The organism is Planctomycetia bacterium (assembly GCA_015075745.1).
Taxonomy (GTDB): domain Bacteria; phylum Planctomycetota; class Phycisphaerae; order UBA1845; family UTPLA1; genus UTPLA1.
In genome coordinates, this window is the sequence record JABTTW010000002.1 from 31,535 (window position 1) to 44,599 (window position 13,065).

The 13,065-nt window shown below is 58.6% G+C and carries 2 protein-coding genes; both read right to left on the reverse strand.

Annotated features, from left to right (window positions below; translation table 11 throughout):
- Positions 1-18 precede the first annotated feature (18 nt).
- Positions 19-1,578, reverse strand: a complete 1,560-nt coding sequence (locus HS101_13690; protein ID MBE7507317.1) for a hypothetical protein — start codon at positions 1,576-1,578, stop codon at positions 19-21.
- Positions 1,575-12,683 (reverse strand): tetratricopeptide repeat protein, encoded by an 11,109-nt coding sequence (locus tag HS101_13695; protein MBE7507318.1) that lies wholly within the window; start codon positions 12,681-12,683, stop codon positions 1,575-1,577. The genes HS101_13690 and HS101_13695 overlap by 4 nt, the downstream gene beginning before the upstream one ends.
- Positions 12,684-13,065: the final 382 nt, after the last annotated feature.

Consider the following 13,065-nt stretch of genomic DNA (forward strand, 5'->3'; position numbering starts at 1 on the left):
GGTGTCTCCGGGGAGGGTCTAATCCTCCGAAGTCGGCTCGGAGGCACCATCCGCCGGTTGGATCCCCTCAAAGTATCGCCGCAGGTATTCACGGTAGGAATGCGGGACGGATTCGATGGCAAGGTCGGCTTCCGCCTTCTGAACAAACTCAGCGTAAACTTCCTTGTAGGGCATGGCGCTCTCGACCCGCTCATCCTTGGAGACGACGGAGAAACTCGTCTGGCGACCGCCTTGTTCCTTGATTTCCGCGAGGGCCGGCGTTCGCTGGCCGGCAGCGCGGTTCATCTGATTGGTGAGCCAGTTGTCGGCCGTACCCCAGCCCGCCTTACTGCCGCCCTGCTTGTTGCTGCGCCGGACAAAATTACCATTACTGCACGAGGCGCACTTGCCGCACTTGCCACTCTTGCAGGTGCTGCAACTCTTGCATTCATTAAGGCGGCGCTTCAGCGAATCGAGCATGCTGCAGGCTTTGCACGCCTTGTCGCACTCCCTCAGATTCTCGGCGTTCTTCCGTAGCATGCGCGACAGCTCATTCATCGTGTTGGAGAGCTTGCTGCTGTTCATCGACGATGCAGCCGTTGCGCACTGCTTACATGCATGACTGAGTTCATCGTGGGATTGGGTGGCTTCCGCCAGACGATCGAAATCTGAAGCGGTCGCTTCGAACTCTTCCGCGGAGAGCTTCCGGGAGCCGTCGCCGATCTGCTTCGAGAGCGATTTGAGCGCCTTGGCGGCCTTCGAGTAGTTGCCCGATTTCAACTCCTGGGCGAACTGCTGCAGGGCAGCGGATGATCGCACCGCCTTTGAAGCCTGGCGCATCGAAAGATTTCGGCCCGGCAAGTTCCGTCGGCGCTCGTCCAACTGTGTTTGCAGTTTGGCGATCTGCTCGAAGACCTCCTTGACCTGCGGCTTTTTCTCCAGCATGGAGGCCAGCTTTTCAAATTCGCGGCGGAGTTCCTCTTCTTCCGGCGTTTCGGGCTTCGGAAGCTGATCCAGCTCTTCTTTAAGCTCATTGTGCAGTTCGCTCCACTGGTCCGCCGTCACTTCCGGCGGGGTTGTCGGCGTCGCATCGGTTTTGGGAGCGGGAGCCAGCCAGAGGAACAACGCGAGTGCCGCGGCGGGCAGAGGGAGGAGTCTCAGTTCCCTCGGTGCGCGAATGGGCAGGGCGTTTTCGACGGGTACATCGTGAATCGAGGCAATGGCGTCCTGTGTCACCAGCTTCACACGCGCTGACCGGTGGTGCTCTCTTAGTTGAAGCGCGCTGGCGAAGCGATCCTCGCTGTTTGATGCGCGGTCCATTGCCCGGGCGATTCGGAGACTATCGACTCGGAATATGGCGCCCATGATCGCACCGACGGCGCAACCCAGCGGTGCGAAGGAGAGGACGGCCCATGGCGAGAGCCACGGCGCTTCCGCAGTGCCTAGAAATATGCGCGTCGCACCCAAGATTGCCGCCGCAGCGGCACCGTACAGCAAACCCAATGATGCGAACTCGACGACGTGAACAATTCGCTGCCGACGGCGCAGGGCTTCTAGTACCTGCTTTATTGAGTCTGTTGGTGTTTCGATAGGGCTCATTCAAGCAACTCCCCGGCCTCCTTGGCCAGTTTGTGATTCGGACTCCGCCAGATCGCCTGTCGCAGCAGCGATGCCGCCGCCAGCTTTTCGCCCGCGTGATGTGCAGAGATGCCGGCCTGAAACATTGTCATATTCGAGCTTACCAGAGACGGCACGCTGAAGTTCATTTGCCGCGAGCGATTGCGCGCAAGATCATTCAGTTCACCGCGAGCAATGATGCCGCTGTATAGCCTCCAGGCGTCGTCGTATTTCTTGAGCTTGAACAGATATCCGGCCTCCTTCAGACCTGCTGGGTCGATACTCGGGTCGCGCCGGCGCGCCTCGCAGAACGCAGCATAGGCGCGTTCCTTATCGCGGCCCATGGCTTTCGTATTGTACAGTCCCTCGAGCTTGAGATAGGGGTTGGCTGCGAGGGGCGAGTTCCGGGCTTCTTCCTGCCAGTATTGCTCGACTTGTCCGGCAATCTCGCGGCCTTCCGCCGTTTGACCGCTCCGGGTGAGATAATCCGCCTTGGTTGAAAGGAGCGCCATGCGTTCCGAGGCGGCGGCATCCTCTTTCAGCCGTTCGATGGATGCGTTCACAATGTGGGCCGCGCGGTCAAAGAGACGGTGGCGTGCATAGGCTTCTCGGATCTCATCGACCGTGACATCTTCGGGGCGAACCTGGGGATCGAAACGGACACCCAATGTCGTCGCGAGGGCGGAGATGGTGAAAGCATTTCGGATACCGGAACCGCCAGGAAGAAAGCTACGCTGTGGAAACATCATGGGGAAGTACATCCCGCTGTAACTCATCGAGCTATACGATCTTTGGATATTGCGGAAACCGCGTGAACCGAGAGGTTCCAGGAGTGCTTCATCAGGCCGAAGTTTGGTGGGCGCCTCCATACGACAATTCGCCAGCAACTCAGACTCAAGGGCATCCGCCTCGGTCGCCCTGCCCTGATGTGCGAGGAGCATGAGTCTCATGAGCTTGGCGTCGTTTTCGATCTGCGCTCCCATCGGTTCGATCAGCAAGAGCAATCGCTCGATGCGATCAAAATCCCCGATTTCGAAACACGAACGGAAGTAATCGGTGAGCAGCGGCGACTTGAGCAGATCCTCTCCGGTCGAGGCTTTTTCGATGAGTGTGATGATTTGCGTGGGTTCGCGCTTCGCTTTATGGAACGCGATCAGTTGTCTGATGGTATTGGACGCCTCCCAACCGGGGCCGATCTGGGCGGCGAGAGAAAGGAGCCTGTCCCTGGCCTCTGGATCGATCATCGCGAACCGCCAAAGTTCGTTCGGCGGGCCGACGAGTTCAGAGGTCAGTGCGTTATCATCGGATTCTTCATCTTTTTCCGGGAGGGTGAAGAACATGGCCGATCGAATGGTATTTGCGATTTGATCGCCCATGCGGTTGTAGCTGTACCATCTCCAGTTGTAGGAATTGCTGTTTCGGTTTGAGGTATTCGTCTGCTCCTTGCGCAGCTTCATGACAAGTTCGTCCACCGCCTTGTCTCGCCACTTTCGGGCTTCCGCCTCCTTTCCGACAGCCGCGTAGGCCTCGCTCAGCGGATACTGCATATCCGGTGAAATTCGACTTCCGAGGGACTCGAGTGATTCGATCAGCGGCTCGAAGGACCTGTATTTGAGAAGCATGTCATGGTCGGCGGATCGCCAATCGGCATCAAAGGTCGTCTGAGCAGGATTATTTCCGCCGAACGGATCGTTATAGTAGTACGTCGTTGTACCGCCCATGACTGAGATCGTTCTGTATGAGCCGGAATTGCCGGAGCCTGCCGTCTGCGCCTCGGCCTTTGCATATCGTTCCTGTAATTGCAATCGCCGAGTCACGGCTTCGGGGTCGTTCGAGCGACATAGCAGAGTCAACTGCAATTGCTCATGCGATTTCCAGAGTTCCTCATAAAACCGCGGGCCGGGCATGTTGTTCTGTCGTCCGCCCGGTTGGATTACCTGTTGCAGCAGACTCGAGAAGGACATCGTCAGGCCGAGAATGCCCGACGCATCGAGATCGCGGGCCTGCATGCTCTTGACCCATTCACCGGTTGAGTCGCTGATCGAAGGGGCGGGCGGGCGCTGCCAGACTTGATGCCGGCGCTCCGCCAGCCAACTGACAAAGTCTTCATTGGTTCGGACAGCCGCTTCGATGTTTCCGGCAAGCAAGCTTGCAAAGACGAGTCCTCGTCGTGCCCGGTCGTTGGCGGAATCAGCGTCAACCGCAGCGGCAAAAGCCTCGACGCCGGCATCTGGGCCCCGTTCAACGATGGCGAGCATCGCCCGATCCTCACGACGATCGGGCTCGAGCTTGGTCTCGGCTCCGGCCAACTTTGCCTGTTCGAGAATCGTTCGCAAGGCAAGATACCAAGGCGAATTTTCGTCGAGTGCAGCGCTGTCCTGCCAGAGTTTTTCGAGCGCCAGCTCGGCGGCGTCCGACCACCTCGAAGATCGCATGTAAAGGCGGCACAATACGCTTCCCGCCGGGTCGGTCAGTTTGCCGCGACGATTGCACCCCTCCAGGAAGCTAACGAGCCGATCATATTCATGCATCGCGACGAGGAGGCTGGTCAATTGCTCAGACCATGAATCGAGTTCCTGCGCGGCGGATCGCTTCAGGTGCTCGTCGATGAGTGACAGGCATGCATCCTTGTCGTCCTGCATCAGCCGCAGGAACGCTTCGCATAGCCGCATCTTTTCGGCCGCCTCCGGCGATTCCTTCTTTAAGGAGGAGATGACCTCAAGGGCGTCCTTCCATTCTTCGAGCTGCATGCAAGCGTGGAGCAATTCGGTGAGGATGGTCTCATCCGTCGGCCGAGACGCGCGCCAGGCGGTCAGCGCTTCTCTGGCCTCGGTCCATCGTCGATCCCTGATGAGCAGGCTCAGCACGAGCTTGGACAGTCGCTTGTCATCGGGGTTGGCGGTGGCCTCCTTGCGGAGTTCGGTAAGCGTTTCGTCGAGCAGTCTTCCGCGACGGAGGACATCGTGCAGAGTTCGGGAACAATTCTGTTCCTGGTAGTCTTCAAACTGATTCTCGCGACCACTGTTGTTGAAAATGGCATACATGGCGGCGAACGGGCTGCTGTTTATGTTCTGATCGCGAATGCAGCGATACTGTCTGATCAGCAACTCACTTGCTTCATTCGCGCGCCCCCGATCCGCCAGGACTCCCGCGTATTGAACGACTGAATCACCACTGTCCGAGAGGATCGAGGCAAGTTCGAGGAGCTCGGTGGCGCGGTCCTTCTCGTCCTGACTCCACATCAACGAAGCGATGGCCGGCAGGGTCTGTGCGGCAGAGCTATCGCTGCCGATCAGGTAGAGATGCTCAGCCTTATCGAACTGCTTGAGCTTGACGTAGAGGAGCGCGAGTTCTTCGACGCCATCCTCAGGACCTCCGTAATAGTTATCGAAATAGTAGGATGACTGGTAGGACGGCGACTGTCGACCCGACGCGAGACGTGACATCATTGATTGTTTGACGCCGGCTGCCGCTTCCTTGATGTGCTTTCCCGCGAGGACAAGCGCCAACTCATCGCGATGCCTTGGCAGTGAAGTGCGTTCCAGTCGGCGAACATAGTCCTTGGCCCGCGCCGCTTCGGCCCAGTCTCCCTTTCGCTCGTTGACGATGGTCCAGAGCTTCCAGACCATGGGCTCATACGGAGTGTCGTCGAGCCGCTGGCGAAGAATCGGCTCGGCGTCCTGCCAAGATCCGCATAGAACCGCGACAGCCAATTTTGCGTCGGTCGCATCGGTGTCGGCGGGCTTGTTGAGGCGTGCCGCGATCTCCGGAATTCGAGCAAGTTCCGCGGCGTAGCTGGAATAGTCTTCGCCCTGATCCGAAGGGACGCCGTAACGGCGGCGCGGAATGAAGTTGTACGGATCGTTCTGCTCTTCGCGATTCTTCTTGGGAACATATCGGCGTTGGAAGACCTCGCGAAGGTGATCGAGCGACTCTCCGTAGTCCTTTTTGTGGAAGGCGAGTTCCACGAGCTTACCATGAGCTTCGCTGTTATCCGGTTCGAGCTTGATCGCGGCGCGATATTCAGCCTCCGCCCGATCGAAGTCTTCTCGATTCTCAAACCGTGAGGCCAGCGCGATGCGGCTGGACGCTTTTTTCAGGTTCATCCTCTCCGTCCAGACTTTTTCAGCAGCGTCCTTGTCGGCCGATTGCCACAGGAGGTCGCCGAGTCTTTCACGCAATTTTTCGGTATTGGTCGTTTGTGGTTCGGACGACCCGCCGAAAAAGGACATCCTGTTGCTGGACCCGGACTTGACTTTTTTCTCCGAGGCCTCGATCAGTTCTCCGTAGGCCGCAATGAGTTGGTCCGGGACAGCCAGGCCTTCAAGCCATTGGACACGCTGCTGCAACACCTGTTGCCGGAGCGATTTTATTTTCGCGGCCTCATCGAGAACGGTGAAAGCGTCTTCGGTGCGACCTTCCTGGTAATACAGATTTGCCAGCGCCGAGTGGCTTTCCCAATCGTTCGGATTCTTCGATATCCGCTTTCTCGCGAATTCGGCGAAGCGCTCGATGAGCCCGGTTCTGCTTGCAAAGGCGGAAAGTTGGGCCAGTCCACCGCCGTCGCCCGAGTCGTATCCAAATGGGCCGGCGCTTTGCGCATCACCCAACTCGGCAGCGTCTTCGAGACAGTCGAATGCCTGCTCCAGCTGGTTGTCGACGATCGCCAGGAGGGCGCGGAATTGCAGAAGGGCCGGCGATTTGACCTTCTGCTTTTCGAGCGTTTCCTCGACGATTTTCTTCGCTTCGGCTTCCCGGCCGCGAAGGCTGCAGATCGCGGCGTAGGCGATCTGCGTTTCGTCCAATTTTTCGTCAACAATTCGACGATATGCCTCAAATGCCTTGTCCTTGTCGCCGGATTTCCAGTAAACATCGCCGAGCTTGCAGATCATCGTGTTTCTCGGCGACATCATCAGATACATACCGGCGAACTGCGCGGGAATGCCGGGCGGCATCTGCGGCTTGGGCTGCTGTTCGATCCATTTTGTCGCCAGTTCGATGGCCCTGGCGTACTCTCGGCGCTCGATGGCCTTGTCAATGATTCGGGCGGCCAGCGTCTGATCGGACGCACCCTTGGAGGTGAGTTTGTCCAGAATCTTCTCCGACTTGTCGGCGCGACCCAGCCGATCGTATAACTGCATGAGGAGCTTGGCCGGCTGGGGGTCCTCCGGATTTTCTTCATGCTGCTTCACGAGTCGAGCCTCGACTTCATCAAGGAGCTTCGGCCGAATCACGAAGAGCGGCACGAACGACTCAAAATAGTTCTGTTGCTGATCGAATGCGGAGTAGAGGCCGGCCATTCCGGCGAATTGTGTCGCCTTGCGAGCGCCTTCCTGCACGGCTTCGAGAATTTTTTCGGTCGCGGCGTTCAGATCGCCCTTTAGGACGAGCGCGCGAGCGATCGCCTTCTTGCTTGGATCATCAGAGCCCCACATATTGCCGCTGTGGCTTTTGCCGGATAATTCAAACTGCTTTACCGCCTCGTCGTGACGACCAAAATAGTGGAGCAGGAATCCGACGCGCTCGTAGCTTGAAGGGTCGCGTGGGTCCACGACGTCCTTCAATTCCTCGAGGGCCTCATCGGTCCGGCCCACGGAGAGGAGCTCCTCCACGAGGCGTCGCCGGGTTTTTCGCTTTTCTTCATCGTCCTTGGTCCGTTTGATCTTCGTTCTTATTGCCTCGATGAGCTTGTCCATGTCGCCGTTGATCGTGTAGATCTCGATCAGCAGATCATGCAACCCTTCCAGGTGTGGAGCCTTTTCCTGAACCACGGCGAGCATCTTCAGCGAATCGTCGAGCCGCATTGAATAGAAGAACGCCTTCGCAAGACGCAGTCGCTCTTTGGCGTTATCCGGGTCGCGATCGACCGAGGCCTGAAGTGTTTCGAGCGTGTCGATCGCCTGCTGGGCGGCCTTTGGTTCAAGGGTCTTGAGCTTGTCGCGCACGCGGGCCAATGATCCCAGCCCCGCCAGTCCGCGACGGAGCATTCTGCGGTAAACTTCCGCGGCCAATGCTTCCCGGTTATTCGCTTCAAGGGACTCGGCAAATGCCAACTGGACGCGCTCCTCCGTCGGGAGCTGCACGGCCAAAGACCTTAAGACCGGCAACATCTTCTTCGTGAGCTGGCGTTCCTGCACGATTGCGAGTATCTGATCGCCCACTTGCTTGCGATCTCCGCCGGCAAGCCCGAGGGCGCGCTCCATCGCGTCACCCGATGCGATGACGTTGTCCAATGAGAGATAGAGCTGGGCGATGCGCATCCATGAGGGCCATCGCTCGAGGGGATTCTGACGCGAGCCGTACCACCACGTGTTTCGTCCCCATCGAATCTGCCACTCCCATGAATCCTGCTGTGTCGACGACAACACCTGCGGAGGGGCAGGCGTCATGTAGATCGTACGGAGCACCCAATCTCGCGCCTTTCTTGCAAGTCGCTCCTTGGCCTGCAGTGCCTTCTTCTGCCACTCGATCGCCTTGGCGTACTCTTCCTGTGCTTCGGCGACCTCTCCGAGCGTGAGCAGGAGTCCCAGTTCGTCGGGGAAATCGGTGAGATACTGCTCATAGGTTTTCTCGGCTTTGGGCCAATCGCCGGTCTGATCGCAGATTTCGGCGAGCTTGCATGTGTGCATGAAATAGGGAACGCTTCCATTGAACACGTCATCGCCGCCGCGCAGAAACGTCTCGCGAGCGGAATCGAGGCGTTCACGGAAGGTCTTCTTCAAGTCGTCGTACAGTTTGTATTGTTCTGCGACCCGGCGAGCCTTCCCGGACTGTTCCGTTTCACGGAGAAAATCATACAGCTCGACGAGCCGGTCTTGCCCGGCGAAGGCTTCCACGATCTTATTGAAAGCAGAGTCGATTACATTGCCCTGGCCGTACCATGTCGAATTGAGCGATCCGCCGTAGATTTGCTGCATGAGCGGATCGGCAGCGAGGATGGAAGCGGCCTTGAGGGCCTTGGAGTAATAGGTATACGCCAAATCATTCTGATCGTGCATCTGCGTGATGCCCGCCAGCATCGTCCACGCATCCGCGTCAGCCTCACGACGTGGCTCGAGCTGCTTCCAGATCTCGCGGGCCTTCTCGATGCGATCGGTTTTCGCGTAGATCGTCGCCTGCGTCAGACGGGCGCGGAAATAGCCCATCACCTGCGCGAAGCCGGTGAAGTCCGACAACATGCTCTGGCCGAGTGTCCATTTGTCGGCGATGTCACGAAGCATTTCCTCTGAGACGCGAAGCTGGAACTGGACCGGAAGCGTGCGCACAAAATCACGGCGTACCCGCTCGATCATTTCGTCGCGGACTTGCTCTCGCTGCCTTGCAAGCAGGTCGACGAGGGCGTCAACGTGCGGTTCGGCGGCCTCGAATCGCTCCGCGCGGGCCAAAGTATCGACGAGGATCGAAAGGGCGACCACATCGTCCGGATTGGATGAGACCGACTTTTTCAGCAGTTCGACTGCTTCGTCCGTCGCTCCCTGTGATTGTCGAATGACTGCGAGTTCAAGCTGCTCGTCCCGGCTCAAGGCCCCCTTGTCCGCATCCAAAACTTTCAGACGCTGGTCGCGCAGGCCCGGCTTGCTGCCGATGAGCTGGTACTGACGCACACGCATGTGGTCTCTTTGCGAGCATTGACCGAGCCAATCCTGGTGTTCCAATGGGAATTCGGCGGTCTCCAACTCTTTCAACAGGCTGAGCGAGAATTCCGGCTTGCCGAACTGCTCGGCGAAAAGGTCAGCTGCACGCTGTTTGAGCAAGGCGTTGTCGGGCTGGGCCTTCAATTGAGCCTTGAGGACTTCCTCCAACTCCGCAAGTAGTCCGTTTTCGGTAAAGAACGTAATGCCTCGGTCCAGGTTGCTCCTGGGAGACCCCCCGGAACTCCACGACCACGCAGATTGGAGGCTCATCATCCAAACCGGCGCGCCGCCCATGCTCGACATCCTGCCCGCTCCGCCGCTCTTCTTATCCTTCTTTTCCGTAACGGCGGAACTGAACAGTCGTGCGGCGATCTCCGCCGCGCCGGCGCGATCGCCCCGGTCGAGGCATGCCTCGGCCACCTGTTGAATGTTGAAAATGTTGTCCGGTTCCAGATCGAGCAGCCGCTTGGCGGCGGCGAGCGATTCGTCCACCTTGCCCGCCGCCTGCAGCGTAATGACGAGGTTGCGATGCAGACCGAAGTCGTCGGGCTTGAGCCGAATTCCCTCGCGGAGGACCTCAACCGCATCATCGAGCAGTCCGTTGTTCTTCATCAAGGAACCGGCGTACAGCTTGTGGTCGATCTGGCGCCAGACGTCACGGGCCTGATCGATTCGGCCTGATTCGCAGTAGGCCTTGCCGAGCTCCCCGAGCGCGAAATCGCGATCTACGTTGGGAAGTCGCACGACGCCTCGATAGGCATCCACGGCATCATCAAATCGCGCCAGGCGGCGCAGCACCTCGCCGCGGACGAGTTGAACTTCCGCGTCGCGCGGGTGGTGACGCAGAACCAGATCAAGGACATCCATCGCCCGGTCGTACTCGAATTCACGGATGAGCAATTCGGCCAGCATCCTGGCGGTCTGCGTGTCGTCGGGGTCCGCCTCTACTCGCGTTTGAAACTCCTGCAGAATGTCTTCCACGGAGCCGAGTTGCGAGGCCGTCTCATGAAGCTTGGTCATCGCTTCGAGAGCGACTTCGCGATCCGTGCGCTGAAGCGCCGCCGTCTTGTAGGATGCGAGGGCGTCCTCCAGTCTTCCTGCTTCTTCGAGGGCCTTTCCATAATCAAGTTGGGCTTCCGGAGCATTCGGCCGAATCTTCAGGCTCTGCTCATAGAGCGAAACGGCCTTTTCGATTTCGTCCATCCGGGCAAGCTGCTCGGCGACCGTCTTGAGCACCGATGCATTGCCCGGGGATGCCTGCACCATCCGATCGAATACCTCAATCGCGCCGGCCCTGTCGTTGTAGCGAAGCTTGAGGTCGGCGATGGCCTGGTAGTACTGTCGCGCGCGGACAGGATGCGTCTCGCCGAGTTTCTGGTACACGGCAACCGCTTCATCGATGTCGCCCACCGCTTCATGGAGCCTGGCCATCTGCTGCATAGCCTGTTCGTGAACGGGCTGAATCTTGAGAACGCGCGCGAGGTAGGCTCGCGCGTCGGCGAACTTCCGATCGAAATCGGCCGCGCGGGAAAGTATCATGAGCGACATCAAATCGTCCGGATCGGCTTCGAGCTTCTTTGACTCGGAATCCAAAAGGGACTCCAGTTGACCTGAAGAGGCGTACATGCTGACCAGCACGTCCATCGCCAGCGCCTGCTGCCCGGGATTCTGAATGAGGTCGAGGGTCTCCCGACGCACCTTGAGCGCTTCGCCGACCTGTCCGAGTTGCAGGAGCACGTCTGCCCGGGTGAATTGGTGAGCGACGTCCTTCTCGTCAATCTCACACGCTCGTGTGATGGCTTCCAGCGCCTCGTCGTTCATGCCAAGATTCAGCAAGGACTGGCAGCGCGAGGCATGAAGGGAAGCGTCATCCGGATTCGCGGAGGCTATGCGTTGAAGCACCTCCACGGCCTTCGTCTTTTCTCCTCGATAGAACCAAAGCCGGGCGAGCGCCGTGTAGCCCTCGGGCTCGCGGGGGGCCAGTTTGATCGACTGCTCGTAACACTCGATGGCGTCTTCGTCGAGATCGTACGGCTCGAACAATCCGCCGAGTCGATTGGCAAGCGCAGCATCGGTGATCCCGCTGTTGAGCACATGCTTCCACTGATTCCGGGCCGCCTCCAGTTGGCGGTTGGCGGCGAGAAACTGGCCGAAGGCGATGTAGAGTTCCACATCCTTGGGATGCTGTGAGATGATGCGCTCGTATTCACTGCTGACGCCTACCGCGTCATCCAGGCGCTGAAGGAGCTGCACGCGTCGTTCGCTGAGCACGGGGTCCTTCGGGAAGAGCGTCACCGCCTCTTCAAGCGCCTGCTTCGCGCCTTCGGCATCCTGGGCGGCCATGAGGACATCCGCGAGGAGAATGCGAATGCCCGTTTGCTCCGGAGTTCGTTCGACTTGTGTTCTGCAGTATTTGACGAGGTCTTCCAGACGCCCGGACGCGCGGTAGAGGGTCACGATTCGGTCGTGCAGCTCCCGCTGAAGCCAGTGGCCGGCCGAAAGCAGTTCCACCGCCTTGCAGTATGCGTCGATCGCCTCTTCGCGCCGGTCAAGGCGCTCGAGGCATTTGCCCATTTGCCGAAGCACCTCGCATCGCTTGTCGTTCTCGCCCGCAACGAGTTTGAGAATGCCCTGGTATTCGTTGACCGCTTCGTCGAACAAGTCTCGCTGGGCGAGACCGTCGGCGATGCGCTTTCGGTGGAGGTAGTTGTCGGCGAACTCTTTCGACAATTCGGTCAGCGTCGAGGCCGCCTTGTCGCGTTTGCCGTCGCGCAGATACAGGTCAGCCATCGCGTCAGCCAGTTTGAATCGGTCGGAGAGCGTCTTTGCCTGTTTCCGGGCCTCGTCGAGCATGGCGATCGCGGCTTCAGTTCTGCCGGTCTGCTGAAAAACCTCGGATTTGAACACGAGAAATTTCGAGCGATCGTCGGCTGACGCCGTCTCCGGGAGATCCAGAGATTTGATGAGCTCAGCCGCTTTCTGTGGTTTCGCGGCGCGAAGATAGACTCTCGCAAGCACAAGCCTCACGGGGAGGCTGTCAGGGAGGGCGTCCATCCGTTGCTCATATTCCTTCACCAGGTCCTGCAGCCGACCCTGATCCACATAGTGCTTCACGAGACTAGAGAAGGCCTGTCCATGCAGCGGCCGCTTCTCAAGAACGGTGCGAAGGCGGGCGATGGCTTCTTCTTCCTGCAATTTAGCCTGCGATTCTCGCTCCTGTCGCTCTGCATCCTTTTTTGCTTTGGCCTTGGCCTTGGCCCTGGCCGCCTTTTTCGACGGCTTAAGCGACTTTGCTTTTTTGGCTTTGCGCGTCACGTCTGTCGTGGAAGAGGGTTGGGATGTGCCACCCAACCCAAGGCCGGACGGCTGGCTGGTGGCTGTCGAATCCTGCGGCTTGGCTTCCGCGGACATGCAAATCAGGAACAGAACGAGAATTGCTAAATGAGCAGGCATGCGATGGTCTCCTCCTACTCTTAATACCTCGCCTCGGCGGTCGTCCCGCAAATGTCGCACGTTGACTGAAGCAAACCAAAGCGAACAGATCGCCCTTTAGCCCGGAACCGGTCACAGAAGGCGACCGGATGCCCTATTGCCCAGCATTATACGAACGAGACGGGCATGGGAGTTGCACAATTCCGTCCGGCACAACGGGAATTATGCGAATTCGAGGCCCGATTCGCGACCATTTTCGTGGCTATCAACAAGGAATGAACAAACTTTTCTCAATGAAGCACATCAATGAGTCGAAGCCCGTTAGGCCGATCGCGGACGATGACACGCTCCGTGCGGAAGCGCAGCGATCCATGAAACGTCCCACGGAATCGCCTAGTAAAAC